The organism is Rhizobium sp. CC1099, assembly GCF_029714385.1.
In the GTDB taxonomy this organism is placed as follows: Bacteria; Pseudomonadota; Alphaproteobacteria; order Rhizobiales; family Rhizobiaceae; genus Rhizobium.
The window spans coordinates 1,754,273-1,781,204 of record NZ_CP121641.1; the positions used below are offsets into that span (position 1 = coordinate 1,754,273).

Here is a 26,932-nt window from a genome sequence, read left to right on the forward strand (position 1 = left end):
AGTTCGATGAATGCCTATCGTTCTAAGCCGCTGAAGTTTCCATGGCCGCCGGTTCTATACGGCCTCGCTTTTTTCTCCGCTTTCCTGCTCGGCGAAATCGCCGGGCTTCCGGTACCCCGGATGCATGCCGCCTTTGGCTGGATCATAGGCGCAGCGCTCACCGTCGCAGCCGTCTCGCTCGACATATGGGCGATCAAGACCCTGCTGGAGAGCGGGACGACGATCATGCCGCATCGCGCAACAGCCCATCTCGTCACCCGCGGACCCTTTCGCTACACGCGCAATCCGATCTATCTCGGCTACACGCTTGCAACGGTCGCCTTCGGCCTCATGACGGCAAACAGCTGGTTCTACGTCGCAGCGGTCTTCGCGGCGATCGTCACCACCTTTGTCGCGATCCGGCGCGAGGAAAGACACCTGCAGGCCCGCTTCGGCTGCGATTTCGAAAGCTATTGCAGAAGAACCAGACGCTGGATCTGACGCTCAGGTGCCCACGCCGATTTCGGCGAGCCGGCCGAGACAGGCCTCTTCGATATTGTCGAGCTCCGTCAGCGTGTCGTCGATATCCTTGCGCTTCTTGCGCAGGTCTTCCCGCTTTTCGTCAACACGTTTCATCAAAAGCTTGAGCTGGCCGAGTTCCCCCGGCGGGTCCTTATAGACCTGAATGATCTCGCGAATCTCCGCGATCGTGAAGCCGATGCGGCGGCCGCGCAGGATTTCCTGGATCAGGCGCCGATCGGCCGGACGAAAGAGGCGCGTGCGCCCGCGGCGTTCCGGATGGATCAGGCCCTCGTCTTCGTAGAAGCGAAGCGTGCGCGTCGACACTCCGAATTCGCGCGTCAGCTCCGTTATGCTATAGTACTTGTTCACTGGCATTGGCTTCCCACTCTCGTAGCCCATAATATTGACTTTTACGTAATAGTCAATTTAGGCAAGTCCGGCTCAGATACCGAACCACCAGGTGGCGATACCGAGGAAAGCGAAGAAGCCTGTGCAGTCGGTGACGGTGGTTACGAAAACGGACGACGCAATAGCCGGGTCCGCGCCGACTTTATCCAGAAGAAGCGGCAAAAGAATGCCCGCCAGCGCCGCAGCCACCAGATTGATGATCATGGCGGCGCCGATGACCATACCAAGCTGGTAGTCGTGGAACCACGCGCCGGCAATCGTGCCCATGATGCTGGCAAAAACGATGCCGTTCATGATCCCGACGCCCGCCTCCCTGCGGATGATGCGGCCGGCATTGTATATGTCGAGGTCGCGGGTCGCGAGCGCGCGCACGGTCACGGTCATCGTCTGCGTGCCGGCATTGCCTCCCATGGAGGCCACGATTGGCATCAGTACGGCAAGCGCGATCATCTTCTCGATCGAGGCGTCGAAGAGGCCGATGACACTGGCCGAAAGCATCGCCGTGCCGAGATTGATCATCAGCCAAAGGAAGCGCGAGCGGACGGTCGATATGACATTGTCGGACAGCTCTTCGTCACCGACGCCGCCGAGGCGTTTGATGTCCTCATCCGCTTCCTCGTGAATGACGTCGACTACATCGTCGATGGTAAGAACACCGACAAGACGCTCGTTCTCGTCCACGACGGCGGCTGAGAGAAGGTCGTATTGCTCGAAGAGCTGCGCCGCCTCTTCCTGGTCCATCTCGGCTGGAATCGGACGGGTCGTCTCGCGCATGATCGCTTCGATCTTTGTCTGCCGCTTGGTGCGGAGAATCTGGTCGAGATCGACGGCGCCGAGCAACTTGAAGGTCGGGTCGATAACGAAGATCTGCGTGAAGGAATAAGGCAGGTCCTCCTCTTCGCGCATATAGTCGATCGTCTGACCGACAGTCCAGAAGGGCGGCACCGCCACGAATTCCGTCTGCATGCGGCGGCCGGCAGAGCTTTCCGGGTAATCCAGTGCCCTACGCAGGCGCACCCGCTCGGTGAACGGCAGCTGCGCCAGAATTTCTTCCCGGTCTTCCTTGTCCAGGTCCTCGAGGATGTAGACAGCGTCGTCCGAATCGAGGTCGCCGATTGCAGCGGCAATCTGCTCGTTCGGTATCTGATCGACAATTTCGCGACGGATCGTTTCATCGACCTCCGTCAGCGCCGTCATGTCGAAATCGTCGCCGAGGAGGCGGACAAGCGCTAGACGCTGATCCGGCTGGATCGATTCCAGCAGGTCGCCTATTTCGGACTCGTGAAGACGCGCGACGTTCTGCCGGAGAAAAATCGTATCGCGGTCGGCGATGGCAGCGCCGACAAGCGCCAGAAAGTCGCTGCGGACATTGCCGTCCTCGTCGTAGATGTCGGCTCCTTCGTCGTCCGGACGTCTGCGGATGCGGTCGTCTTCTCCGGTTTCCGTCATCTGCCGTCCTCGCATTCCAAGATTAACGACTGTCGCGCCGCATTCGAGAATGGCGGCTGAAAAAGCATTGTCAACAAGCGGATAAACGAATTCCGCCTGCCCTCTCGGCCCGCCCGAATTCCAGCCCCTGCTAACCGAAATGCTCGGTGTCGTCTAGCGCCAAAGCGCATCGCGCAGATGACAATGCGCCGTCTTGCCGATAGTTTCCGCGCGCCAGCAAACAAGGACCGCCGCCGATGGCCATTCGCCCCATTCTTCGCTATCCGCATCCCGGCCTGAAGACAGTCTGCGAACCGGTGGCGGTCTTCGATTCGGCACTGCGTCGGCTTGCTGACGATCTGCTGGAGACGATGCGCGTCGCACCCGGCGTCGGCATCACGGCCGCCCATGTCGGCGTCTTCCTGCGGGTGGTCGTGATCGAGCTCAACAAGGCGGACGGGGTTCGGATATTTATCAACCCCGATATCATGTCGGTTTCGGATGAACTCATGCGCCAGACCGAAGGAAGCGTGTCGATGCCGGGCGTGACCGACGAGGTGACAAGACCCCGCGCAGTCCGTTTCCGCTACCAGGACATCAACGGTGTCCAGCATGAAGAGCATGCCGATGGCTTCCTGGCGATTTGCATTCAGCACGAAGTCGACCAGCTTGACGGAATTTTCTGGCTTCAGCGCCTGTCGAAGCTGAAGCGCGACCGCCTGATCCGGAAATGGGAAAAAGCGACGCTGTGATTTCACGAAACTTTGGCGAACCATTCCGGACCACGAGCGTTCTTCGATCAAGGTAACGCCTGAGGGAGAATGACGATGCCAAAGAAGAACGACAAGACCACCTTTTCGCGCGAAGACGATTATCGCGATTACGAAGAACGCAATCTTGACGACGGCTGGCCCTACTCCGACGAAGCAGGTGCGCGATCGCCTGAACCGCAAAATCGAGCCTACGGCGAAACGCCCGCAAACTTCGACCGCGAGCCTAACAGCGGCTTTCGCGTTGACGGCACGGACGGAGACGGAAACGAAAACCGGCTCAAGGATTCGCTCAGGGCCGATACGATCCATCGCGACGAAAGCGATGACCTCGAAGCGCGCGTGACGGAGAACCTGGAAAACATCCCGGATCTGAACCTCGACAGCATCGATGTTCACGCCGACGGCCATACCGTAACGCTGGAAGGCGCGGTCGAGACCATCGGAATGGCCCGGAAGGTCGAACTCGGTGCCCTTTCAGTTGATGGCGTCCACCATATCCGCAACCGGCTAGAAACGATCGGTGTTGATTCGCATCTATCGGACGAGGATTGAAGTCCCAAGGCCAATCGAACCGTCGGGCATGCCGCAAACGAAAAGGGACCGGAAACACCGGCCCATTTTTCATGTCGCACGCGAGATGGGACGTTCTAAAAATTTCTCTGGAAGAGAATGGTGCGGTCGAGAAGACTCGAACTTCCACGGGTTGCCCCACAGCGACCTCAACGCTGCGCGTCTACCAATTCCGCCACGACCGCATCGTGGTAGGTGCCGATTTGCGTCGGCGGGGCAGCATGTAGCAAAAGCATTTGGGGTGCACAAGGGCGATATGGCAGATTTTTGCAAAACAAATCACAGCATTTGAATTGCCCGTCAAACGGGGCCATATAGGCGATCTGCCGCCTCTGATCACCGTGCGGCGAGGGAAGTCTATGCTGCGCACCGATCTACAATTCTCGATGTTTCCGCTTGAAGGCTCAAAGCCGGTGCGTTGGCGCATCTCCGATGGTCTCATTCCTTATAGCGAAGCCGTCGAGACGATGGAGCGCGAGGTGGCCCTGATCGCCGAGGGCGGCGACGAGCTTGTCTGGCTCGTCGAGCATCCGCCCCTCTATACGGCAGGCACCAGCGCCAATGCGAAGGACCTTGTGCAGCCGGACCGTTTTCCGGTTTTTGCGACCGGCCGCGGCGGCGAATACACTTATCATGGCCCCGGCCAGCGCGTTGCCTATGTGATGCTTGATCTCAAACGCCGGCGGCAGGATGTCCGCGCCTTCGTCGTGGCGCTTGAAGAAGTGGTGATCCTTACGCTCGATTCGATGAATGTACGCGGCGAGCGGCGCGAGGACCGCGTCGGCGTCTGGGTGAGACGGCCGGAGAAACCGCATCTTCCGGACGGCAGCATGAGCGAGGACAAGATTGCTGCGCTCGGCATCCGGCTTCGCAGATGGGTGACGTTTCACGGCTTGTCGCTCAATGTCGATCCCGACCTCGACCATTTTACCGGCATCGTACCCTGCGGGATTTCTGCCTACGGCGTGACCAGCCTTGTCGATCTCGGCCTGCCGGTTATGATGGCGGATGTGGATATCCGCCTGCGCGAAGCCTTCGAATCGGTCTTCGGCAATACGGTGGGCGAACGCTAGGCCATATTGATCGGCATGCATTCCTGTGGTTGATGGCTTCGTTTTCGAAAGCCTGCACCATGTCCCAAGAACAATCTCCGCATAACCCGCTTCAAGGCATGGTCATCATGGCCGGAGCCATGGTCGTCCTGCCCGCCATGGACGCGATCGCCAAATACATGGCGACCTTCGAGGCGATGTCACCAGGGCAGGTGACATTCTATCGCTTCTTCTTTCAGGTCGCCTGCACGCTTCCTATCCTGCTTGCCGTCTTCCGCTGGAAGGCGCTTTCGGCAAAGCGGCCATGGATGAACCTGCTGCGGGGCGCCTTGCATGGCGCAGCCAGCCTGCTCTTCTTCGTCGCGGTCAAATACATGCCGCTCGCGGATGTCTTCGCGATCTATTTCGTGGAACCATTCATGCTGACGGCTCTTTCGGCGCTCTTCCTCGGCGACAAGGTCGGTTGGCGGCGGTGGGCGGCGATCGTCGTCGGCTTCGCAGGTGCGATGATCGTCATCCAGCCGAGCTACGAAATCTTCGGCCTGAAGGCGCTGCTGCCAGTGCTTTGTGCCTTCCTTTTCTCGCTCTATCTCTTCCTCAACCGGGCAATCGGTGAAGCCGATTCGCCGTTAACGATGCAGACCTTGGCCGGAATCGGCGGAACGCTCTTCATGGGGGCAGCGCTCCTGGGCGGAAATGCGCTTTCAATGCCCGATTTCGAAATGTCGCTTCCCTCGTCGGTATTGGGCCTCGTCCTTTTGCTCGTCCTCGGCACCATCTCCGGCTATGCGCATATGCTGATCGTCAGGGCATTCCGCCTTGCGCCGCTGTCGCTGCTTGCCCCGTTCCAATATTTTGAGATCATTTCGGCGACCGTGCTCGGATACGCGCTGTTCAACGATTTTCCCAATTTTTCCAAATGGATCGGCATTTTCATCATCGTCGCGTCCGGCCTCTTCATCATCTGGCGCGAACGCGTTCAGTCAAGATCGCTAAAATCATCGGAAACACCTGCGTAGTCGATTAACCCTTGTCGTTGAGGGTTCTTCAATTCCGCTGGGCTAAAATCATTTCTGGCTTCATGAAGAAGTCTGGAGATGAAAGATGAGCGAATTCCGACTCGCTTTTCCGGCATGCGTGATCGCGGGAAAGCATCGGCTGGCCGCCGACGATATCAGCCTCTTGCGCAAGCACAGCTTTCCGCACGGCGTCCGGAGGGCCGACGACGTCGTTGTCATGCTTGCACTGAACAATTCCTGTCCTGAAAAATGCCCGGAATGGAGCGCCTTCTTCGTGGAGGAACTCGCCGGTTTCATTGTCAACTACAGCTATCCGCAGGGCTCGCTGGACGAGATCAATGTCGCCTGGATCATGCGCATGTTCGCGACCGACGGCGTCATCAATTCGGCGCTCGAACTGGAACTCATACTGCACATCATGGAGATTTCCTCCCATGTACCGGACGAGCTGCGCGCCTTTGCGCTCGATCAGCTGCGCCTTGCGATTACCGACGATGTCGGCGGCTACAAGCTGTCGCGTGCAGTGGACCGCAAAGGCATCGCCCGCCAGGACATCGATTTCGTGATGCGCGTGCTGCGGAACATCTGCGAGGGCGGTGTGATTCCAGTTTCGCATCTCACCTACAGCGTCTTGCGCCGGATCGAAGCGGAAACGCTGCCGTCCGCCAATCATCCCCGCTGGGCTGAAATCCTCCAGGCGCTCCAGCTTCGGGATTACGCCGAACCGCGCACCAGCCGCTGGCTGCGGATCGTGGACGACGAACAAGCCGTTGCGTGACTTGCGTTAGGACAGGTCCCTTCCCCACCGTCAGATTTCGCACGATTGTGCGTCCCGGCGTTTCTGCGTAGAACTTCTGGACGCATTTTTCGGTTGGAGTCTGCATGTTCAAGAAAATTCTGATCGCGAACCGCGGCGAGATCGCTTGCCGCGTGATCAAGACTGCGCGCCGCATGGGTATTGCAACGGTCGCGGTCTATTCGGACGCAGACCGCGATGCCCTTCACGTCGAAATGGCTGATGAGGCAGTGCATATAGGCCCGGCGGCGGCAGCCGAGAGCTATCTCGTCGCCGAAAAGATCATCGCCGTCTGCAAGGAGACCGGCGCGGAAGCTGTTCACCCCGGCTACGGCTTCCTTTCCGAACGGGCCTCCTTTTGCGAGGCCCTCGAAAGGGAGGGCATCGTCTTCATCGGGCCGAAACCGAAGGCCATCAGGGCGATGGGCGACAAGATCGAATCGAAGAAGTTCGCCAATGCCGCCAAGGTTTCGACGGTGCCGGGCTATCTCGGCGTCATCGAGGATGCAGCGCATGCCGAGATGATCGCCGGTGAGATCGGCTATCCCGTGATGATCAAAGCTTCGGCCGGCGGCGGCGGCAAGGGCATGCGTATCGCCTGGAACGAGGCGGAAGTCCGCGACGGTTTCGACCGTGCCCGCTCGGAGGCAAGGAGTTCTTTCGGCGACGATCGCGTCTTCATCGAGAAATACATTGTCGATCCACGCCATATCGAAATCCAGGTGCTGGCGGATGCGCACGGCAATACCGTCTATCTCGGCGAGCGCGAATGCTCGATCCAGCGGCGGAACCAGAAGGTCGTCGAAGAGGCACCCTCGCCTTTCCTCGACGAAAAGACCAGACAGGCGATGGGCAAGCAGTCCGTCGCACTGGCGAAGGCCGTCGATTATCAGAGCGCAGGAACGGTAGAATTCATCGTCGACCGCGACCGCAATTTCTATTTCCTCGAAATGAACACGCGGCTGCAGGTCGAGCATCCGGTGACGGAGCTGGCGACCGGGATCGACCTCGTGGAGCAGATGATCCGGGTTGCCGCGGGCGAAACACTTCCCATCAGCCAGAAGGACATAAAGCTGAATGGCTGGGCGATCGAAAGCCGCCTCTACGCCGAAGATCCCTATCGCAACTTCCTGCCGTCGATCGGCCGCCTGACGCGTTACCGCCCGCCCGCGGAAGGCTGGCACGGCAGCACGATCGTCCGCAACGATACCGGTGTCTTCGAGGGCGCCGAAATCTCGATGTATTACGATCCGATGATCGCCAAGCTTTGCGCCTGGGCGCCGGACCGTTCGGCAGCGATCGAGGCCATGGGCCAGGCACTCGACGGCTTCGTGGTTGACGGCATCGCGCATAATCTGCCGTTCCTCTCGGCATTGATGAAGCATCCGCGCTGGCGCGAGGGCAGACTTTCGACTGGTTTCATTGCCGAGGAATATCCGGACGGCTTTGCGCCGATGGCCCCGGATCAGCGGGAGGAGGCTCTGCTTGCGGCCGTAGCGCTGTCCACAGCGCTGATCGAAGCCAATCGCCGCGAACGCCATATCGACCGATTGCGCGCTTCGGACGGTAATCTTCGCAAGCAATGGGTCGTGAAGATCGGCACGGACTATGTGCCGGTGAGGCTTGCCGATGGACTGGTGACCATCCCGTTCGACATGGAGATGGAAGCAGCGGGAGAAAAGTTCCATGTTGTCACCGATTGGCGACCCGGTGCGCCAGTCTGGAACGGGGCAATCGGCGGACGGGCGGTGACGGCCCAGATCCGGCCGGTTCTGAACGGCATGCGCATCGATTGGCAGGGCCTTGCGGTCCGCGCCACGGTTTTCACGCCGCGCCACGCCGAACTCGATTGCCTGATGCCGGTCAAGCTCCCGCCGGATACCTCGAAGCTGCTGCTTTGCCCGATGCCGGGGCTGGTGATTTCGATCGCCGTCGCGGAAGGCCAGGAGGTAAAGGCCGGCGAGACGCTTGCCGTCGTGGAAGCTATGAAGATGGAAAACGTGCTGCGCGCCGAACGCGATCTGGTCGTCGGCAAGATCAATGCGAAGCCTGGCGAGAGCCTCGCCGTCGATGCCGTGATCCTGGAATTCGCCTGATCCGGATTGGCACAGGTCCGTCTGCGCCGCCGCTGACGCGACTTCGCATTTGTTAAGGTCTTGCAGCCTAGTATGCGGCGTTTTCGTCCTGTGGCTGGGGCCTCGGAGACACGAATGACGGCGCTGCAATCTGCCGCCCTGCTGCTTTTCATCAATCTTGGCCTGCTCTGGCTGCTCATGCGCATCCCACTCGGCGTGCGCACCATTCGCCTGACGCGGACATTCCAGAGACCGCCGGAGGAGCTGTGGAGAGCGATCGATCCCGCCGGCACCGACGCCGACTGGCACCATTCCGTCATCAGCAGCAAGCCGCTCAAAAACCGCACAGGCATCGTCGAGCAGATCTACAGCCATTTGGACCGCAACGGCGCACCTCTGCGCCGCTTGCTGGCTTTGGAGCCGTTGCCGGCCGCCGGCGGACGCGGCTTTCGTTCGCGCGTCGCTGACGACAGCACGCTTGATTTGGCCTTCTGGCGGGATTTCAGCGAAAGCAGGATCGTCCGCCGCCTGCCCGACGGCGCCGAGATCGAAATTACGCAGACGGATCGTTACCGCGGCCTCGCCTTCCTTCTTTTCCGATATGTCATGCTGCGCCGCGAGCTGCGTGCGCTCGAAGGTTGGCTTGAAACCGGTGCATCGGTTCCGCAGGGATATTTCGAACATCCCACGTTTCAATGCGGCCTGGCTATACTTTCGACGTTTTTGCTTTGGCCGTTCTTCGGACTGACGACATCCGGGCTGATGATCTCGACATTTCTTACCCTCGTCATCGCTGTGCACGAGCTCGGGCATCTCGCCGCCTACCGGACTTTCGGACATGAATCCGTGCGCATGATCTTCGTGCCGCTCCTCGGCGGCATCGCGATTGGCGGCAGACCCTACAAGAGCCATTTCGAGGTTGCCACCTGTGCGCTGATGGGGCCTGGCATCTCGGCCTTCTTCGTGCCTATCCTGATTGCCGGGGATAACATTGCGGCACATGGCCTGCTGTCGGAGCAATTCCGCGGCCCGCTATTGATCTTCCTGCTCATCCTCGGCGCTTTCAACCTGCTCAATCTTCTGCCAATGCAAAGGTTCGACGGTGGTCAGGTCTTGCGGCAGATCTTCAGGACACCTCGCTCGCTGATCGGAGCGAGCTTTGCCATTACGGCCTGCATTCTCGTCATCGGCTGGGAGGTCGGCGTTTCCAGCGGCATCCTGGCTGCGGCGCTCGCCGTCTTCATCCTGCTCAGCATGATTGGCGCGGGATCCCTCAAGCCTCGCCACAAGCTCGAGGAGATGAAGGCCTGCGAGCGCCTGCTGGTCACCTTCGGTCTTTATGCTGCGATCCTCATTCACGGCTATGCCGTTATTTTTTCGGCAGAAAAGCTCTTTTGACGCTCTGAGCAAACTGGTTGTCGCAAGTAGCTGATTTTGCGTTAATGTCGTCGCCGCCTTTCCTTTTCGCTTGAGCCGCCGTCGCCCGGCATGCCAAGGTTACGCCGGAAAATCACGAGGAGATCAGACGATGGATGTTCGCGCCGCCGTTGCCGTTCAGGCTGGAAAACCGCTGGAAGTCATGACCGTGCAGCTGGAAGGCCCGCGGGCCGGCGAGGTTCTGGTCGAGGTCAAGGCGACCGGCATCTGCCACACGGACGATTTCACGCTGTCTGGCGCCGATCCGGAGGGCCTGTTTCCGGCAATCCTCGGCCATGAGGGTGCCGGCATCGTCGTCGATGTCGGACCGGGCGTCACTTCGGTCAAGAAGGGCGACCACGTCATTCCGCTCTATACGCCGGAATGCCGTGAATGCCCGTCCTGCCTGTCGCGCAAGACCAATCTCTGCACGGCGATCCGCGCCACCCAGGGCCAGGGCCTGATGCCGGACGGCACGTCGCGCTTTTCGATCGGCAAGGACAAGATCCATCACTACATGGGCTGCTCGACCTTTGCCAATTACACGGTGCTGCCCGAGATCGCCGTTGCCAAGGTCAATGCGGACGCCCCCTTCGACAAGATCTGCTACATCGGCTGCGGCGTCACCACCGGCATCGGCGCCGTCATCAACACCGCCAAGGTGGAGATCGGCGCAACGGCGATCGTCTTCGGCCTCGGCGGCATCGGCCTCAACGTCATCCAGGGCCTGAAGCTTGCCGGCGCCGACATGATCATCGGTGTCGACATCAACAATGACCGCAAGGTGTGGGGCGAAAAGTTTGGCATGACGCATTTCGTCAATCCGAAGGAGGTCGGCGACGACATCGTGCCCTATCTCGTCAACATGACGAAGCGCGGCGCCGACCAGATCGGCGGTGCCGACTACACCTTCGACTGCACCGGCAACACCAAGGTGATGCGCCAGGCGCTGGAAGCCAGCCATCGCGGCTGGGGCAAGTCGGTCGTCATCGGGGTTGCCGGTGCCGGCCAGGAAATCTCCACCCGCCCGTTCCAGCTGGTCACCGGCCGCAGCTGGATGGGCACCGCCTTTGGCGGCGCGCGTGGCCGCACCGACGTGCCGAAGATCGTCGACTGGTACATGGAAGGCAAAATTGAGATCGATCCGATGATCACCCATACGATGCCGCTCGAAGACATCAACAAGGGCTTCGAACTCATGCATTCCGGTCAAAGCATCCGGGGCGTGGTGCTGTATTGATCTCGTGTCGGTAATTTAAAATCGATCTGGCATTGCAGCCGGCCGATTGATAGATACGGCTGCATTCCAGCGCTTGAGCCGCTCAGATGCGTTCATTCTCGAATTGGAAAGGCGATATCAAATCTTTGCTGAAACCCGCTTCTCAGCGTACAGCGCTTTCCGAAATATCCAAGCATCAGGATGTTCCAGTATCGGGACGACATCATCATCTACGATCCGTTGCCGGACGGCGCAGGCCTGGAACTGATCCGCATTCTCAATGCGGCACGAGACTACCATCGCTATTTCGACGATTAGAAACGAACGACACATGCCGCAAATATATGTCGATGCAGACGCCTGCCCCGTGAAGCCGGAAATCCTGAAGGTTGCCGAACGCCACGGCATCGAGGTGACCTTCGTCGCCAATTCCGGCCTGCGGCCCTCACGTGATCCTATGGTCCGTAACGTCATCGTCTCCAATGCCTTCGATGCCGCCGACAACTGGATTGCGGAACACGCAACCAACAGCGACGTTGTGGTGACTGCGGACGTGCCGCTCGCCGTGCGGTGCGTTGCGGGTGGTTCACTGGTGTGCGGCCCCACCGGGCGCGTTTTCGACGACACAAATATCGGCATGGCGAGCGCCATGCGCGATCTCGGCGCGCACCTGCGGGAAACCGGCGAAAGCAAGGGCTACAATGCGGCCTTCAGTCCGAAGGACCGTTCGCGGTTCCTCGAAACCTTCGACCGGCTTTGCCGTCGCGCCAAGGCGGCAGCCCCAGGAACGGGAGATCAAAAATGAACATCATTTCCCAGGCGACCGCCTTCGGAGGCATGCAGGGCGTGTATTCGCACGAATCCGAAGCCTGCAAATGCGAGATGACCTTCGCAGTCTTTGCGCCGCCGAAGGCCATCAAGGAGCCCTGCCCGGTTCTCTGGTATCTTTCCGGGCTGACCTGCACGCACGCCAACGTCATGGAAAAAGGCGAGTACCGGCGCATGGCGGCCGAGCTCGGCCTGATCATCGTCTGCCCGGACACAAGCCCACGCGGCAATGATATTCCCGACGAGCTCACCAACTGGCAGATGGGCAAAGGCGCGGGCTTCTACCTTGATGCCACCGAAGAGCCCTGGGCAGAAAACTATCGGATGTACACCTACATCACCGAGGAGCTGCCGGCCCTCGTCGCCAAGCAATTTCGCATCGACATGAGCCGCCAGGGCATCTTCGGCCATTCAATGGGCGGTCATGGGGCACTGACGATCGCATTGAGGAACCCGGACCGCTTCAGGAGCTGCTCGGCCTTCGCGCCGATCGTCGAGCCGTCGACCGCCGATTGGTCGGCGCCGGCATTCGAAAAGTATCTAGGTTCCGATCGTGCGGCCTGGCGCAAGTACGACGCATGCGCCTTGGTAAGCGACGGCGCACGCTTCCCGGAATTTCTGATCGATCAGGGTAAGGCTGACGGCTTCCTCGACAACGGCCTGAGGCCGTGGCTTTTCGAAGAGGCGATCAAGGACACGGATATCAAGCTCACGCTGCGGCTGCATGAGCGCTACGACCACTCTTACTATTTCATCTCCACCTTCATGGATAATCACCTGACGTGGCACGCCGAGCGGCTCGGATAAGGAACGCAAGAAACGGTGGCATGGCAGCTATGCCAATTCCTACCTTGCAACGACAGTCAATCCGCGCATATGAGCACCAACGCAGACGACTGCGGCGCCCGCTCTCCTGCGGGCGCAAACGTCGCGGGGACGGCCTCGCTCTTTAAAAAGGAGAGTGAGATGGCTTGGTTTCTGCTGTTTCTTGCAGGTCTTTTTGAATGTGGCTGGGCAATCGGTTTGAAATACACCGATGGCTTCACGCGGCCCATGCCGACGGTCCTGACCGTCATTTCCATGGTGATCAGCATCGTGCTGCTCGGTCTGGCGGTCAAAACGCTGCCGATCGGCACAGCCTATGCGGTCTGGACCGGAATTGGCACCGTCGGAACGGTGCTGCTCGGCATCTGGCTGCTCGGCGACCCCGTCACCGCGGCCCGCCTCGGCTGCATCGCACTCATCATCGCCGGCATTGTCGGACTTAAGCTCACTGTATGACGATGAATGCCGCGGGACGAACCCGCGGCATTCTTCTCAGGCGTTGCGCTTGTCGACCGAAAAGGCGCCTGCACCGGCGAAAACCAGAAACAGGAAGACGAAGCAGTAGAGGATCGCCGATTCGCCCTGATTGACGGCCGGGTAGAAACCCATCGGCACGTGCTCCATGAAATAGGCAACAGCCATCTGGCCGCTCAGGATGAACGCGATCGGACGTGTCAGGAAACCGACGAGAATTGCCAGTCCGCCGACGAATTCCAGAAGCGCCGCCACGAGCATGAGCGGCGGAAGCGGGCCGCCCTCTCCTTGCGGGATCGGGAATTCAAACAACTTCATCGTGCCGTGCTCGATGAACAGAAGCGCAGTGATGATCCTAAGAGCGGCCAGCGCGTAGGGTTGATAGGCGCTGAGACGTTCGAAACCGGACATTTGGGCTCTCCCTTGAGATAACACAGTCGAGCGTTAATTTCCTAAACGAGAGGAATGAATACACGGATCGGTGACGTGCGTTCACTTCCTGTTGATTTCGCTTGATTTTCACGATTCTCACACCTCAGAGCGGAATATTGTCGTGCTTCTTCCAGGGGTTCGAGAGATCCTTGTTGCGTAGCATCTTCAGACCGCGCGCCAGGCGGCGGCGCGTCGAATGCGGCATGATCACCTCGTCGATATAGCCGCGCTCGGCCGCGACAAAGGGCGACAGGAAGCGGTCCTCGTACATCTTTGTGTGTGCCGCAATCTTTTCCGGATCGGTGATGTCCTTACGGAAGATGATCTCGACTGCGCCCTTCGCACCCATCACTGCGATCTGCGCCGTCGGCCAGGCATAGTTGAGATCGCCACGCAGATGCTTGGAGGCCATTACGTCGTAAGCCCCGCCGAACGCCTTGCGGGTGATGACTGTCAGCTTCGGCACGGTCGCCTCCGCATAGGCAAAAAGCAGCTTCGCCCCATGCTTGATAAGACCGCCATATTCCTGCGCCGTGCCCGGCAGAAAGCCCGGAACATCGACGAAGGTGACGATCGGAATACTGAAGCAATCGCAAAAGCGCACGAAACGCGCGGCCTTGCGTGATGCATCGCTATCGAGCACGCCGGCAAGCACCATCGGCTGGTTCGCCACAAAGCCGACCGTCGAGCCCTCGACGCGCCCGAAACCGCAGACGATGTTCTTGGCGAAGCTTGCCTGAATCTCAAAAAAATCGCCATCGTCCGCAACCTTGTGGATCAGCTCCTTGATGTCATACGGCTTATTGGCATTGGCGGGGATGAGCGTGTCCAGCGATTGATCCCCATCCATCACCGACTGGTAACATTCGATCTCCGGCACCGGCGAGGTGTTGGAAAGCGGCAGGAAATCGATGAGGCGGCGGACCTGCAGCAATGTGTCGACATCGTTGTCGTAAGCGCCGTCGGCGATTGAGGAACGCGTCGTGTGAACAGAGGCGCCGCCGAGTTCCTCGGAGGTCACGGTCTCGTTGGTGACGGTCTTGACGACATCCGGACCGGTCACGAACATGTAAGAGGTGTCGCGCACCATGAAGATGAAATCGGTCATTGCAGGCGAATAGACGTCGCCGCCGGCACATGGGCCCATGATCACGGAAATCTGCGGAATGACGCCGGAGGCGAGCACATTGCGCTGGAAGACTTCGGCATAGCCGCCGAGCGCAGCAACCCCTTCCTGGATGCGCGCGCCGCCCGCATCATAGATGCCGACGATCGGCGCCCGATTTTTCAGCGCCATGTCCTGGACCTTCATGATCTTCTCGGCATGCGCCTCGGAAAGCGAGCCGCCGAACACCGTGAAATCCTTGGCGAAGACGAAGACGGTCCGGCCGTTGACGGTTCCCCAGCCCGTGACGACGCCGTCGCCGGCAATCCGGCTCTTGTCCATGCCGAAATCCGTCGAGCGATGCTCAACGAACATGTCGAACTCCTCGAAAGAGTCTTCATCGAGGAAGAGGTCGATCCTTTCGCGTGCCGTCAGCTTGCCGCGCTTGTGCTGCGCTTCGATGCGCGCCTGGCCGCCGCCCTGCCGAGCAATCTCCCGGCGCCGCTCCAGTTCGTCGAGAACTTCCTTCATGAAATCTCCCCTCGCCGCTCGATCGCGGCATGATCTTCAGCCGCGGCCGGTATTGAGCTTAAAGGCCGAGCGGACTCGCGCGGCGATATCCTCCGCTAGAATCTGATCCGCCATGGCCCGATCGTTGGCAGTGCTGGTCACCTCGAACGAGCTGACGGCGATGACCGAGCCCTCGTCGACGGACGCCGCATCGATATTGATCTTGGCGATATTCCTGTTTTTGTCGAAGCCTGTGACTTTCTGGAGGGAAGCGATGCGAATCGTCAGCACGACGCGCGGATAGACCTCGGTCCGAACCGTTGCATTGATGGCGGCATTGATGCGGTCGCCGATGCCTGAAAGCAGCTCGGGCGGTGTATTGGGACCGCCGAGAACCACGGCACTGCGGACATCGTAGATAGGAGCGGCCGGCTCATCGGAGGTCAGGCCCATGCAGGACGTCAGCATGGCGCAGACCAGCCCCAGCTGACAAAAAAGCGACCTAAACCAATTCATGCTGAATTCCGCACCTCTCCCGCTCGGAGTCGCAGATTTCGCCATAATGGCTGCCAAAGCAATATGTTTCAGGCCTTTAGCGCCAAAAAAACCTCCGCCGCTGCCTTGAACTCCTCAAAGCGCTTGGCACGGCGCAGTTCGCCCTCCTCGTCGCTGCCCCAATGCTCGATCGTCCAATCCTCATCGAGATGGGCAAGCGACCAGACCTCGTCCAGGGTCAGATGGCGCTCGGCGAACCCCAGGGCCAGAAGGGCCGACCCGGTTAGCGTCGTTATCGTGTGAAGGGAGGCAAGTGCCAACGCACTATCGTGTCTGCGCAAAGTGACGTCGAAGGCTGCGACCGCTTCGCGCGGCTGCTCGTGATGCATCACGCCTTCAATCAGGATGAAGCGCGCGCCGAGATCATTCGCCGCCCAATCGAGAACCGGGTCCCACTGCTCGGTCTGGCGCTGCACCAGGAGTTCCGGTCCTTCGGCGCGGTAGCAGAGAAGATCGCTCGAGGAAAACCGCAGGATGTCTTCGAAGACGGCTTGCGTGTCCATCGCGACGCCGTCGAGCGCGGTATTGACGAGGCGTGTCACGGGCATGGTCGCCGGGTCAATCACTTCAGCCTGTGCATCCCACTCGGCGGCGAGGAGCTCGGCCAGAGCCTCTACCGGCACCGCCAGAACCTGTTTGGCGGGCGTGCGCACGACCTTACCATCAAGCTCGATCGCGAAGGCGTCGTCCCGCTCGGCAACCGTGACGTTCTTGTAGAAGCGTTTCGGCAGCGGCCTTTTCATCTGGATCTGCGCGCGGCGGATCGGATCGGGGTGGCTCAGTCCTTCGGAAAGGTCGTTCAGCAGGTCGCGCATGGCGTCACCTCAAAAATGGTCAAGCACGTCATTCGGATGGTAAGCGACAGTATCGGCGCCGGCGGCAATCAGGTCGTCAACGCTGGCATAACCCCAAGATACACCAATTGCCTTTGCGCCTGCAGCCTTTGCCATCTGCATATCGTAGACAGCGTCGCCGATGACAATGGCATCAGCGGCCTTCATGCCGGCTTCGTCGCAGCATTCGGTTACCATGGCCGGATGCGGCTTCGACGGACAATCGTCGGCCGTCCGCGAGACGATGAAATGCGGCGTGAAACCGTGTGTTTCGAGGACATTGACAAGCCCGCGGCGCGACTTTCCGGTGACGGCGCCGATCAGGATGTCTTCCCGTGCGGCGAGCCTGTCTATCATCGGCTTTATCCCGGCGAAAAGGGGCACATCCATGCCGGACTCCTGCCTGACATCCATGTAGATCGACTTGTAGTGGGCCGTCATGGCGATCGCCTCGTCATCGACATGCAGCTTGCCCTGCATGCGGGCAATCGCGATATCGAGCGTCAGACCGATGATCGATTTGGTGCTGGAAAGATCCGGCCGTGAATGACCGAATTGAACGAAGGTTCTGGCCATCACCTCATGGATCAGGGCGGCACTGTCGACCAACGTGCCGTCGCAATCGAAGAGAATAAGCTTCATTCGTCAATCCTCTCCGCACCGGCAAGATCAAGGCCGAGAAGGTTCCAGGTCTGCACCATATGCGGCGGCAGCGGCGCCGTGATGCGCAGGCGTCCGCCTGCAGGATGCGGGATGTCGATATGACGGGCATGCAGGTGCAGCCGCTTCTGGATGCCGCCGGGAAAGTCCCAGTTCGGGTCGTCGATGAAGTATTTTGGATCGCCGATGATCGGATGGCCGATATGCAGCGCATGAACACGAAGCTGATGCGTACGGCCGGTGTATGGCTCCATCTCGAGCCAGGCCAGGTTTTGCGCCGCCGTTTCAATCACGCGGTAGTAGGACACGGCATGATCCGCACCCTCCTCGCCGTGCTTGGCAATGCGCATGCGATCGCCGTCGGCAGTCGCTTCCTTGACGAGCCACGTGGAGATCTTGTCCTCATGCTTGCGTGGCACGCCCTTCACCAACGACCAGTAGGTCTTCTTGGTGTCGCGTTCGCGAAAGGCAGCCGTCAGCTTCTGAGCGGCACCACGTGTGCGGGCAATGACGAGCACGCCCGATGTGTCGCGGTCAAGCCGGTGCACGAGCCGCGGCTTCTCGCCTTTGGGGCTCGTCCAGGCCTCCAGCATCTGGTCGATATGCCGGGTCAGGCCGGAACCGCCCTGCACGGCAAGTCCGGCGGGCTTGTTGAGCACGATCACCTTGTCGTCCTCATGCAGCACCATGCGCTGAAGAAGTTCGTAATCGCTGGAATGCTTCAGATCCTTCCCGGCGATCGGACCGCTCTTGACCTTCGCATCGACATCGAGCGGCGGCACGCGAACCATCTGGCCCGGCTGCACGCGCGCGTCGGTCTTTACGCGTCCACCGTCGACGCGGACCTGGCCCGAACGCAGCAGCTTCTGAAGCTGGCCGAAGCCGAGGCCAGGGAAATGAATCTTGAACCACCGGTCGAGCCGCATTCCCGCCTCGTCGGCATCCACCTTGATATGTTCGATTCCGGCCATTCTTGTTCTTTCGGAAAAACTTGGGCGCGCCACGCGCGGCTGTTGCCGGTGGCTTTAGAGCATTTTTCTCCGCGCGGAAACTGCCTTTCAGATCAAAGCACGCACAAGCGCGAGACCAGCCATGACAGAGGCAATCGAAAGCCCGACGCTTGCGGCGACGTAAAGTCCGCCGGCGACGGCCTCGCCCCGCTCGAAAAGCGAGATCGCGTCCAGAGAAAAGGCGGAAAAGGTCGTAAAGCCGCCGAGGAAGCCGGTGATGAGCAGCAGGCGCATTTCGACGGAGGCGTTGAACCGGCGCGCGATCATTTCGGCAAAAACGCCAATGGCGAAACAGCCAACGACGTTGACAATCAGCGTGCCCCAAGGAAAGCCAGGCCCCAGGAGCCGCAGCGACCATTGGCCGACATAATATCTCAAAAGCGAGCCGATAGCGCCGCCGGCGCCGACAAGAAGAGCCTGGATCATCGTTCTGGTTTACCTGACGAATTGACCGTTTCCAATTGGATGAGAAGAAATCCTACCGTTCATTAAAATGCGAATGATTTCCTTAGCCGCGCACGAACCGGCGATGTGTATCAAACGTCCTATGACACAGGTCGTCACCATATCCGCGAGCACGGCCGCCGCCGCTTTCGAAACGCTGAGGATTGCTCCCCGCGTGCCGACGAGCATGGCGGCAAAGGACGCGCGCCGGATCGCAGACCGTCAGCTCAAGGGCCGACATGACCAGGAGCTGAACGAAACGGCAAGCATCATTCAGTCCACCGAAGTGGCGCTCGACCTGATGGCCAAGGGCAACAAGCAGCCGCAGGCAGGATTGCAGCAGGCATTGAAATCCTACGAGGATTTTTGAGTTTCTCACCTTTGGAAAGCAGAAGGCCCGCGGCGACTGCCGCAGGCCTGTTGCTGGTTATTTGCCCTGGGCCGAGAGAACCTCCAACGTCACGTCGATCTTGCCCGCCTTCTCAAAGGTGAGCGTCACCGGCACGCTCTCGCCCTGCTTGAAAGGCGCCTTCACCTTCCGGAACATCAGATGCAGGCCGCCAGGCGCTAGCTTCACCGTCCCGCCCGCTGGAATGGCAATCCCATCCTTCAGTTCACGCATCTTCATGACATTGTTCTGCATCGCCATTTCGTGCATCTGAACTTCGCCCGCGGTCGGCGAGGAAACGACGACGAGCCTGTCGTCGGTCTTGCCGTTATTCTTGACAGTAAAGAAGCCGCCGCCGACCGGCTGGCCGGGCAGCATTGCCTTCGTAAAGGCGCCGGAGATTTCGAGGTCGCCGAGTGTTGCAGTGCCGCCTGCTGCAGCATTCATGTCCATCCCGGCCATGTCGCCATGGTCATGGCCATTGTCGCCACCGGCAACGACCTTCAGCAACGGCGCCGGGCTCTTGAGCCTATGGGGATCGCCGCCATCGGTTGCGACCTGGTCCCATGCCTCGGCCGCATCGCCGCAAAGCTGCTTCACCGGAAAGGCCAGCGATGTTCCGGCATCCACGCCCGAAACCTTGCCCTGGATCACGAAGGTATCATAAAAATCGTCCGAGAGGTTGCCGCCCATCCAGCGGATTTCGACTGCGCCGGATTTCACCTTGGTGCCGTGATTGTCGTAGGTCTTCTGATAGTCGCCCTTGATCACTTCAAGTTCCCAGCCGGCCTTCGGCTGCGGCTTGGCGAACACAAAGCCTTCCGGCAGCTTCACCTGCACTTCGTTGGTGGGCTTGCCGTCACAGCCATGCGGCACCTGCAGCGTTGCGAGGAACGTCTTTTCCTGTGGGGCTTCGGGATTAAGAAAGGTGACATGCGCCTGCGCTGCCGTGAATGCGGCTGCGAAAACCAGGGCCGCAGCGCTGAGTGTCTTGATTGTCTTCATCGGGTATCTCCTCGCCGGCTGCAGCTCCCAATGGCTGGCGCACCGGCATTGTCGTGTCATTTCGGTGGTGGCTGGAGATCAGGCCAGAACCGGCGGTGCCCTGGACTTCGGCCGGTCGACGGCGGGCACCCCGATGGGGGTGTCCGCAACAACCGGGGGGTTATGCAGCGTCGCGAACTCGAGATGCAGCCAGGAGCCGTTATCCGGCACCGGCAGGATGACGAAAGCCGTAAGCCGGCAGACTTCGCAATTCGGCTTCAGAGGGACCGTCTTGCCGCTGCTGTCCGTAGCGGTCACGCAAAGCGAGGCGTGGGTGCCGTCCGGCAGGACGTATGCAACGCTATTATAGTCCGCGTCCGCCGCAGCCGCCTGCGGCGCCTGATGTGCAAGGCCAAGCATAAGCAAGCTCAGCGCGCAGAGAATGCGCGTCAGCATGCCAGCGTTTCGGCCCGTTTTCATCATCTGGATCCTCTTTAGCGGATTTCGCGATTAAGCACTTTATCCGAAAAAAGCAAAAGCCCATTTGACGCAGTTCAACACTTTGTCGAAAGACGGCGCGACAAAAATTTGTTCGGCGGCGACATTCCCCCTTGCCAAGAGCCTGCTCCGCCGGATAATTGCCGCAACCCTGTTGGGAGAATCCGGTCTACAGACGGCCGGTGCCGAAGGAGCAACCGCCCCGGAAACTCTCAGGCCAAAGGACCAGCAAGGGGCAGACGGAACTCTGGAGAGAAGTGTTCTCGAAACGCTCGCCGAAGGGATAACAATCTCAGGCACAGGGACAGAGGGGGCTCGAAAGCAAGGCGTAGCCGCGCCTTCAGATTGAGCCCGCGCATGGAATTCCACGCGCAAACCCCGGAGGCGTCGTTGGACGATACTGCTGCCCTCAAGAAAACTCCGCTACACGCGCTGCATCTTTCGCTCGGTGCCCGCATGGTGCCTTTCGCAGGCTACGAGATGCCCGTTCAGTATTCGGCCGGCGTGCTGAAGGAACACCTGCAGACGCGCGCCGGCGCCGGCCTTTTCGACGTCTCCCACATGGGTCAGGTCGTCGTGAGGGCGAAGTCCGGCAGATATGAAGATGCCGCCCTCGCACTCGAAAGCCTCGTACCGGTCGACATTCTCGGCCTCGCCGAAGGCCGCCAGCGCTACGGCTTCTTCACCGACGAAAACGGCGGCATCCTCGACGACTTGATGATCACCCATCTCGACGACCATCTCTTCGTCGTCGTCAACGCCGCCTGCAAGGAGGCCGATGTCGCGCACATGCAAAAGCATATCGGCGACCGCTGCGACATAACCCTTCTCGACCGCGCGTTAGTCGCGCTGCAAGGTCCGCGCGCAGTCAACGTGCTGGCCGAACTCTGGGCGGATGTCGCGGCGATGAAGTTCATGGACGTGCGTCACTGCCGCTTGCACGACATCTCCTGTCTCGTTTCCCGTTCCGGCTATAGCGGCGAGGACGGCTTTGAGATCTCCGTACCCGCTAACAAGGCGGAGGATGTCGCCAGGCGGTTGCTCGAACATCCCGATGCGCAGCCGATCGGCCTCGGCGCCCGCGATTCGCTGCGTCTGGAGGCCGGACTCTGCCTCTACGGCAACGACATCGACGCCACCACAACGCCGGTCGAGGCGGCGCTCGAATGGGCCATGCAGAAGGCCCGCAGGACGGGCGGAGCGCGCGCGGGGGACTTTCCGGGTGCAGCACGCATTCTCGATGAACTCGACAATGGTGCCACACGCCGCCGCGTCGGCCTGAAGCCGGAAGGCAAGGCGCCGGTGCGCGGCCATTCCAAACTCTATGCGGATGCCGAAGGCAAGACCGAGATCGGCGAAGTCACTTCGGGCGGCTTCGGCCCGAGTGTCGAAGGCCCGGTTGCCATGGGCTATGTGCCGGTTTCGCATGCCTCCGTTGGAACCCAAATTTACGCTGAGGTGCGCGGCAAGTATCTCCTCGCTACGGTCGCCGCCCTGCCCTTCATCACGCCGACCTACAAACGCTAAGATATTTCCAGAGAGGAACAAAACCATGCTGAAATTTACCGAAGAACATGAATGGCTGAAGCTCGAAGACGGCGTGGCGACGGTCGGCATTACGAATTATGCCGTCGAACAGCTCGGCGACCTCGTTTTCGTCGAATTGCCGGAAGTGGGCGCGACCTTTTCCAAGAATGACGATGCCGCCACCGTCGAATCCGTGAAGGCTGCCTCGGAAGTCTATTGTCCGCTCGATGGCGAGATCACCGAAGTCAACGAAGCGATCACTGCCGATCCGTCGCTGGTCAATTCCGACCCGCAGGGCGCCGGCTGGTTCTTCAAGCTGAAGCTCAAGAATCCGGCCGATGCCGATGGCCTGCTTGACGAAGCGGCCTATAAGGAGCTCACCGCGTAATGACGACGCCGACAGAATTCCAGTTTACCGACTACCAGCCCTACGACTTCGCCAACCGCCGTCATATCGGCCCGTCGCCGGCCGAAATGAGCGACATGCTGAAGGTCGTCGGCTACAACAGCCTCGACAGCCTCATCGACGCGACCGTGCCGTCTGCGATCCGACAGAAGGCGGCGCTTGCCTGGGGCGCGCCGATGACGGAGCGCGAGGCGCTCGACAAGCTGCGCGAGACCGCCAACAAGAACAAGGTCCTCGTTTCCCTGATCGGCCAAGGCTATTACGGCACCATCACGCCGCCGGTCATCCAGCGCACCATCCTCGAAAATCCGGCCTGGTACACGGCCTACACGCCTTACCAGCCGGAGATCAGTCAGGGCCGTCTGGAAGCGCTCTTGAACTACCAGACGATGATCTGCGACCTGACCGGTCTCGACGTCGCCAACGCTTCGCTTCTCGACGAAGCGACCGCTGCTGCCGAAGGCATGGCGATTGCCGAGCGCGTCGCGAAGTCTAAGGCCAAGGCCTTCTTCGTCGATGCCGCCTGCCATCCGCAGACGATCGCGCTCATCCAGACCCGCGCCGAACCGCTCGGCTGGAGCGTCATCGTCGGTGACCCCTTCAAGGATCTCGATCCGGTGGACGTCTTCGGCGCCATCTTCCAGTATCCGGGAACGCACGGCCACGTGCATGATTTCACCGGCCTGATCTCCCGCCTGCACCAGACGGGCGCGATCGCCATCGTCGCGGCCGATATCCTCGCGCTGACGCTTCTGAAGTCGCCGGGCGAAATGGGCGCCGATATTGCGATCGGCTCGTCGCAGCGCTTCGGCGTTCCGGTCGGCTACGGCGGACCGCATGCCGCCTATATGTCGGTCAAGGATGCGCACAAGCGCTCCATGCCCGGCCGTCTCGTCGGCGTCTCGGTCGATGCCCGCGGCAATCGCGCCTACCGGCTGTCGCTGCAGACCCGTGAACAGCATATCCGCCGGGAAAAGGCAACGTCGAACATCTGCACCGCGCAGGTGCTGCTCGCCGTCATGGCCTCGATGTATGCGGTTTTCCACGGTCCCAAGGGCATCAAGGCGATCGCCCAGCAGGTCCACCAGAAGGCCGTGCTGATGGCTAAGGGCCTAGAAAAGCTAGGCTACAGGATAGAGCCCGAAACCTTTTTCGACACGCTCACTGTCGATGTCGGCCACATGCAGGGCCTCATCCTGCGCGCGGCCGTCGCCGAGGGTATCAACCTGCGCAAGGTTGGCACGACCAAGATCGGCATGAGCCTCGATGAGCGCACGCGCCCCGCGACGCTCGAAGCCGCCTGGCGCGCATTCGGCGGCAATTTCGCCGTGGCCGATTTCGAGCCAGGCTACCGCCTGCCGAAGGATCTGCTGCGCACCAGCGAATATCTGACGCATCCGATCTTCCACATGAACCGCGCCGAAAGCGAAATGACCCGCTACATCCGCCGGCTCTCCGACCGCGACCTCGCGCTCGACCGCGCGATGATCCCGCTCGGCTCCTGCACCATGAAGCTGAACGCCACGGCGGAAATGCTGCCTATCACCTGGCCGGAGTTTTCGGATATCCATCCTTATGCTCCGGTCGATCAGGCGCTCGGCTACCGCGAAATGATCGACGATCTGACGGAAAAACTCTGCGCCGTGACCGGCTATGACGCCTTCTCGATGCAGCCAAATTCCGGCGCGCAGGGCGAATATGCCGGCCTGCTCACGATCCGCAACTACCATATCGCCAACGGCAACGGCCATCGCGACGTCTGCCTGATCCCGACCTCGGCGCACGGCACCAACCCCGCCTCCGCGCAGATGGCCGGCATGAAGGTCGTGGTCGTCAAGGTTCGCGGGAACGGCGACATCGACATGGACGACTTCCGCGCCAAGGCGGAGGAGCATGCGGAAAATCTCTCCTGCTGCATGATAACCTATCCTTCGACGCATGGCGTGTTCGAGGAAACGGTGAAGGAGATCTGCGATCTCGTGCACAAGCACGGCGGCCAGGTCTATCTCGACGGCGCCAACATGAACGCCATGGTCGGCTTGTCGCGTCCCGGTGACATCGGTTCCGACGTCAGTCACCTCAACCTGCACAAGACCTTCTGCATCCCCCATGGCGGCGGCGGTCCCGGCATGGGCCCGATCGGCGTCAAGGCCCATCTGGCGCCTCACCTGCCCGGCCACCCGGAAACGGACGGACGCTCAGGCGCCGTCTCGGCAGCGGCCTTCGGCTCGGCCTCGATCCTGCCGATCTCCTGGAGCTATGTGCTGATGATGGGTGGCGAAGGCCTGACGCAGGCAACCAAGGTTGCGATCCTCAACGCCAACTACATCGCCGCCCGCCTGAAGGGCGCCTACGGGGTGCTCTACAAGTCCGAGAGCGGCCGCGTCGCGCATGAATGCATCATCGACACGCGTCCGCTGGCCGACAGCGCGAGCGTCACGGTCGACGACATCGCCAAGCGCCTGATCGACTGCGGCTTCCATGCCCCGACCATGAGCTGGCCGGTCGCCGGCACACTGATGATCGAGCCGACCGAGTCCGAAACCAAGGCCGAGCTCGACCGCTTCTGCGAGGCAATGCTGGCGATCCGCGAGGAAGCCCGCGCCATCGAGGAAGGCCGCATGGACAAGGTCAACAACCCGCTGAAGAACGCCCCGCACACGGTGGAAGACCTTGTCGGCGAATGGGACCGCCCCTACAGCCGCGAACAAGCCTGCTTCCCGCCCGGGGCCTTTCGTGTCGACAAATACTGGTCCCCGGTCAACCGCGTCGACAATGTGTACGGGGACAGGAACCTCGTTTGCACCTGCCCGCCGGTGGAGAGCTACGCAGAGGCTGCGGAGTAGAAGCGGTCGGGCAAAGCCCGAGCCGATCGATCCGGTCAATCGATTGCAGCGACGAATGCCCCGAGCCTGAAGCGGGGCTGGAAGGCTCCTCGTCGGAGGGGCCTTCGATTCCAAGATCAAGGATCGTGCGTGTAAGAAACGGCTGGGCCGATCAGACCTCTGGCTGCCGGCTCAGGGAACGATGCCGCGACAGGCCCATGCAACATTTGCGAACGACCTTGGACCATCGGACCGGCCCGCCTCGTATGCGTCGCGTACGGCAGCATCGATGCGCGCCCGCTCAGCGGCGTCGAGCGTCGCCACATATTTGCCAAGAGGGCCTTCGCCTGCGGCAATAGGTGCCCAGTAATCATTAAAGTTTTGGTACTCCATGCGGATTACCAGCTGGGTTTCGGTAACGTCCAGCAGACCCTGCTCGACAAAAGTCCGCTTCATTTCGCCAGGCTGCATCATCGGCTGAAAGCAATAGCGATTGCGCAGCTGCCGCCCGGTCTCGCTGAGCGCCGCCACCGTGTCGACCATCATTCGCATGCCGGGCATGCCGCCGAGATGATCCCAGACAGCTGCGGCGACTACCCCGCCCGAACGCACGACGCGGCGCATCTCTCCAACGGCCCGGCCGGCCTCGGGCACGAAATGAAGAACGAGCAGTGCGAGCGCGCGGTCGAAGCCTCCGTCTTCGAAAGGCAAAGAGCAAGCGTCCGCCTGCCCGATCTTGATGCGCGGGTCGATGTTGCGCCGAATTGCCTCCTCGACGAAGACTGGCGAATAGTCGACGGCAGCGATCTCGCTGAGATCAGCGGCCTTGGCAAGGGCAAATGTCAGGCTGCCCGTGCCGCAACCGACATCAAGTACCTTCTCACCAGCGGCAAGACCCGCAAACCCAATGAATGGCGACGCGAGCTTTTGGCTCCAGCGTCCCATGAGCTGCTCGTAGCCGGCCGCGTTGTGAACGTTAAAGCTTGAGGACATCGAAAGCTCCATCAGCCAGAGGCATGGCAGTTAAAACTGAGCACTTGGCAGGGCGGCCAAGCGGTCATTGGCAATGGCCATATTGCGCCGAAAGGAGCTTAGGGCAAAGGCCGTCGCCTAGGCCTTTCCCTCGCCGAGCCTCTGCACCCTGGCCAAATCCTCCGGCGTCGCCGGCGAAGGCTGAATATTCGAGGCGAGTTCCCGACCTTGTCGTCACGGGAGTGCTTGGCGCCCAGGCCGCAATTGCCGACATGATATTTGGGCCATATCGCCTCGAACGTTGCCCTGGAACGGCAGAGTTCATCGACCAGCGCCGCAGTACTTCCGATGACCCCGGCCCGCGCCTACTGCGCCCAGAAGACCGAAACCGCGAAACGC

28 protein-coding genes, 1 tRNA gene and 2 riboswitches are annotated in these 26,932 nt (G+C 60.6%); of the genes, 16 read left to right on the forward strand and 13 right to left on the reverse strand.

Translation table 11 applies throughout. From position 1 onward, the window contains the following. The first annotated feature begins 6 nt into the window (after window positions 1–6). Window positions 7–480 carry an isoprenylcysteine carboxylmethyltransferase family protein gene (locus QA644_RS09020; RefSeq protein ID WP_283072068.1) on the forward strand — a complete coding sequence of 158 codons (474 nt, stop codon included), beginning with the start codon at window positions 7–9 and terminating at the stop codon, window positions 478–480. A 3-nt stretch (window positions 481–483) separates the two neighbouring features. On the opposite strand, the gene QA644_RS09025 is transcribed toward QA644_RS09020, so the two are convergent. Both QA644_RS09025 and mgtE read right to left on the reverse strand, forming a co-directional pair. Continuing rightward, entirely contained in the window at window positions 484–876 is a 393-nt protein-coding gene (locus QA644_RS09025) for a MerR family DNA-binding transcriptional regulator (RefSeq protein WP_022715690.1), read from the reverse strand. A 66-nt stretch (window positions 877–942) separates the two neighbouring features. Beyond that, window positions 943–2,358, reverse strand: a complete 1,416-nt coding sequence (mgtE, locus tag QA644_RS09030) for a magnesium transporter (protein WP_283072069.1) — start codon at window positions 2,356–2,358, stop codon at window positions 943–945. Window positions 2,359–2,594: 236 nt separating this feature from the next. Between mgtE and QA644_RS09035 the strand changes: the two genes are divergently transcribed. Beyond that, window positions 2,595–3,089 carry a peptide deformylase gene (locus QA644_RS09035; RefSeq protein WP_283072071.1) on the forward strand — a complete coding sequence of 165 codons (495 nt, stop codon included), beginning with the start codon at window positions 2,595–2,597 and terminating at the stop codon, window positions 3,087–3,089. Between the two features lie 75 nt (window positions 3,090–3,164). Continuing rightward, the gene (locus QA644_RS09040; RefSeq protein ID WP_283072073.1) at window positions 3,165–3,662 is read left to right on the forward strand and encodes a BON domain-containing protein; all 498 of its coding nucleotides are present in this window, start codon (window positions 3,165–3,167) and stop codon (window positions 3,660–3,662) included. Between the two features lie 118 nt (window positions 3,663–3,780). On the opposite strand, the gene QA644_RS09045 is transcribed toward QA644_RS09040, so the two are convergent. After that, a tRNA-Leu gene (locus tag QA644_RS09045) sits at window positions 3,781–3,865 on the reverse strand. Between the two features lie 174 nt (window positions 3,866–4,039). On the opposite strand from QA644_RS09045, the gene lipB reads away from it, so the two are divergent. From lipB to sugE, 9 genes are all read left to right on the forward strand, one after another. Then, window positions 4,040–4,753: a lipoyl(octanoyl) transferase LipB gene (lipB, locus tag QA644_RS09050; protein ID WP_283072074.1), complete on the forward strand. Its 714-nt coding sequence runs from the start codon at window positions 4,040–4,042 to the stop codon at window positions 4,751–4,753. A gap of 59 nt (window positions 4,754–4,812) precedes the next feature. Beyond that, window positions 4,813–5,751 carry a DMT family transporter gene (locus QA644_RS09055; RefSeq protein ID WP_156886417.1) on the forward strand — a complete coding sequence of 313 codons (939 nt, stop codon included), beginning with the start codon at window positions 4,813–4,815 and terminating at the stop codon, window positions 5,749–5,751. An 85-nt stretch (window positions 5,752–5,836) separates the two neighbouring features. Then, window positions 5,837–6,529 carry a hypothetical protein gene (locus QA644_RS09060; RefSeq protein ID WP_283072076.1) on the forward strand — a complete coding sequence of 231 codons (693 nt, stop codon included), beginning with the start codon at window positions 5,837–5,839 and terminating at the stop codon, window positions 6,527–6,529. A gap of 104 nt (window positions 6,530–6,633) precedes the next feature. Continuing rightward, window positions 6,634–8,643, forward strand: coding sequence for an acetyl/propionyl/methylcrotonyl-CoA carboxylase subunit alpha (locus QA644_RS09065; protein WP_283072078.1), 2,010 nt, complete (start codon window positions 6,634–6,636; stop codon window positions 8,641–8,643). A gap of 114 nt (window positions 8,644–8,757) precedes the next feature. Further along, window positions 8,758–10,020: a hypothetical protein gene (locus QA644_RS09070; protein ID WP_283072080.1), complete on the forward strand. Its 1,263-nt coding sequence runs from the start codon at window positions 8,758–8,760 to the stop codon at window positions 10,018–10,020. A 130-nt stretch (window positions 10,021–10,150) separates the two neighbouring features. Continuing rightward, window positions 10,151–11,278 (forward strand): S-(hydroxymethyl)glutathione dehydrogenase/class III alcohol dehydrogenase, encoded by a 1,128-nt coding sequence (locus tag QA644_RS09075; RefSeq protein WP_194729761.1) that lies wholly within the window; start codon window positions 10,151–10,153, stop codon window positions 11,276–11,278. Window positions 11,279–11,588: 310 nt separating this feature from the next. Beyond that, window positions 11,589–12,062 (forward strand): YaiI/YqxD family protein, encoded by a 474-nt coding sequence (locus QA644_RS09080; RefSeq protein WP_194729762.1) that lies wholly within the window; start codon window positions 11,589–11,591, stop codon window positions 12,060–12,062. Next, on the forward strand, window positions 12,059–12,892 hold the full coding sequence (gene fghA, locus QA644_RS09085) for an S-formylglutathione hydrolase (protein ID WP_239598694.1): 834 nt from the start codon (window positions 12,059–12,061) through the stop codon (window positions 12,890–12,892). The genes QA644_RS09080 and fghA overlap by 4 nt, the downstream gene beginning before the upstream one ends. A gap of 159 nt (window positions 12,893–13,051) precedes the next feature. After that, window positions 13,052–13,366 (forward strand): quaternary ammonium compound efflux SMR transporter SugE, encoded by a 315-nt coding sequence (gene sugE, locus QA644_RS09090; protein ID WP_074068251.1) that lies wholly within the window; start codon window positions 13,052–13,054, stop codon window positions 13,364–13,366. A gap of 36 nt (window positions 13,367–13,402) precedes the next feature. Here the strand turns inward: sugE and QA644_RS09095 are convergent, their stop codons facing one another. From QA644_RS09095 to crcB, 7 genes are all read right to left on the reverse strand, one after another. Continuing rightward, a complete protein-coding gene (locus QA644_RS09095; protein WP_283072083.1) occupies window positions 13,403–13,795 on the reverse strand; it encodes a DoxX family protein in 393 nt (130 codons plus the stop codon). Window positions 13,796–13,919: 124 nt separating this feature from the next. Continuing rightward, window positions 13,920–15,452: an acyl-CoA carboxylase subunit beta gene (locus QA644_RS09100; protein ID WP_194729765.1), complete on the reverse strand. Its 1,533-nt coding sequence runs from the start codon at window positions 15,450–15,452 to the stop codon at window positions 13,920–13,922. A 36-nt stretch (window positions 15,453–15,488) separates the two neighbouring features. Beyond that, entirely contained in the window at window positions 15,489–15,947 is a 459-nt protein-coding gene (locus QA644_RS09105) for a hypothetical protein (protein WP_074068258.1), read from the reverse strand. A 68-nt stretch (window positions 15,948–16,015) separates the two neighbouring features. Next, the gene (locus QA644_RS09110; protein ID WP_194729766.1) at window positions 16,016–16,801 is read right to left on the reverse strand and encodes an ATP12 family chaperone protein; all 786 of its coding nucleotides are present in this window, start codon (window positions 16,799–16,801) and stop codon (window positions 16,016–16,018) included. A gap of 9 nt (window positions 16,802–16,810) precedes the next feature. Then, window positions 16,811–17,461 (reverse strand): HAD-IA family hydrolase, encoded by a 651-nt coding sequence (locus tag QA644_RS09115; protein ID WP_283072086.1) that lies wholly within the window; start codon window positions 17,459–17,461, stop codon window positions 16,811–16,813. Continuing rightward, on the reverse strand, window positions 17,458–18,450 hold the full coding sequence (locus QA644_RS09120) for an RluA family pseudouridine synthase (protein WP_092585543.1): 993 nt from the start codon (window positions 18,448–18,450) through the stop codon (window positions 17,458–17,460). The genes QA644_RS09115 and QA644_RS09120 overlap by 4 nt, the downstream gene beginning before the upstream one ends. 87 nt (window positions 18,451–18,537) lie before the next feature. Next, on the reverse strand, window positions 18,538–18,915 hold the full coding sequence (gene crcB, locus QA644_RS09125) for a fluoride efflux transporter CrcB (protein ID WP_074068262.1): 378 nt from the start codon (window positions 18,913–18,915) through the stop codon (window positions 18,538–18,540). 121 nt (window positions 18,916–19,036) lie between these two features. Here crcB and QA644_RS09130 point away from each other — a divergent pair, with 121 nt between their 5' ends. Continuing rightward, window positions 19,037–19,303: a hypothetical protein gene (locus QA644_RS09130; protein ID WP_194730132.1), complete on the forward strand. Its 267-nt coding sequence runs from the start codon at window positions 19,037–19,039 to the stop codon at window positions 19,301–19,303. A gap of 57 nt (window positions 19,304–19,360) precedes the next feature. Here QA644_RS09130 and QA644_RS09135 read toward each other — a convergent pair whose 3' ends face one another. Both QA644_RS09135 and QA644_RS09140 read right to left on the reverse strand, forming a co-directional pair. Beyond that, on the reverse strand, window positions 19,361–20,326 hold the full coding sequence (locus QA644_RS09135) for a copper chaperone PCu(A)C (protein WP_283072090.1): 966 nt from the start codon (window positions 20,324–20,326) through the stop codon (window positions 19,361–19,363). A 78-nt stretch (window positions 20,327–20,404) separates the two neighbouring features. Then, window positions 20,405–20,788, reverse strand: coding sequence for a hypothetical protein (locus tag QA644_RS09140; RefSeq protein ID WP_283072092.1), 384 nt, complete (start codon window positions 20,786–20,788; stop codon window positions 20,405–20,407). Window positions 20,789–20,948: 160 nt separating this feature from the next. Further along, window positions 20,949–21,037: riboswitch (glycine riboswitch) on the forward strand. A 3-nt stretch (window positions 21,038–21,040) separates the two neighbouring features. Beyond that, window positions 21,041–21,121, forward strand: a riboswitch (glycine riboswitch). A 72-nt stretch (window positions 21,122–21,193) separates the two neighbouring features. On the opposite strand from QA644_RS09140, the gene gcvT reads away from it, so the two are divergent. Genes gcvT through gcvP form a run of 3 tightly spaced genes read left to right on the forward strand, consistent with a single transcriptional unit; the run spans window position 21,194 to window position 25,582 of the window. Further along, the gene (gcvT, locus tag QA644_RS09145; protein ID WP_283072094.1) at window positions 21,194–22,330 is read left to right on the forward strand and encodes a glycine cleavage system aminomethyltransferase GcvT; all 1,137 of its coding nucleotides are present in this window, start codon (window positions 21,194–21,196) and stop codon (window positions 22,328–22,330) included. 25 nt (window positions 22,331–22,355) lie between these two features. Continuing rightward, window positions 22,356–22,718 carry a glycine cleavage system protein GcvH gene (gene gcvH, locus QA644_RS09150; RefSeq protein ID WP_239598676.1) on the forward strand — a complete coding sequence of 121 codons (363 nt, stop codon included), beginning with the start codon at window positions 22,356–22,358 and terminating at the stop codon, window positions 22,716–22,718. After that, entirely contained in the window at window positions 22,718–25,582 is a 2,865-nt protein-coding gene (gcvP, locus tag QA644_RS09155) for an aminomethyl-transferring glycine dehydrogenase (protein WP_283072096.1), read from the forward strand. The genes gcvH and gcvP overlap by 1 nt, the downstream gene beginning before the upstream one ends. Before the next feature lie 171 nt (window positions 25,583–25,753). Here gcvP and QA644_RS09160 read toward each other — a convergent pair whose 3' ends face one another. Then, window positions 25,754–26,554, reverse strand: a complete 801-nt coding sequence (locus tag QA644_RS09160) for a class I SAM-dependent methyltransferase (RefSeq protein WP_074068271.1) — start codon at window positions 26,552–26,554, stop codon at window positions 25,754–25,756. Between the last annotated feature and the right edge of the window lie 378 nt (window positions 26,555–26,932).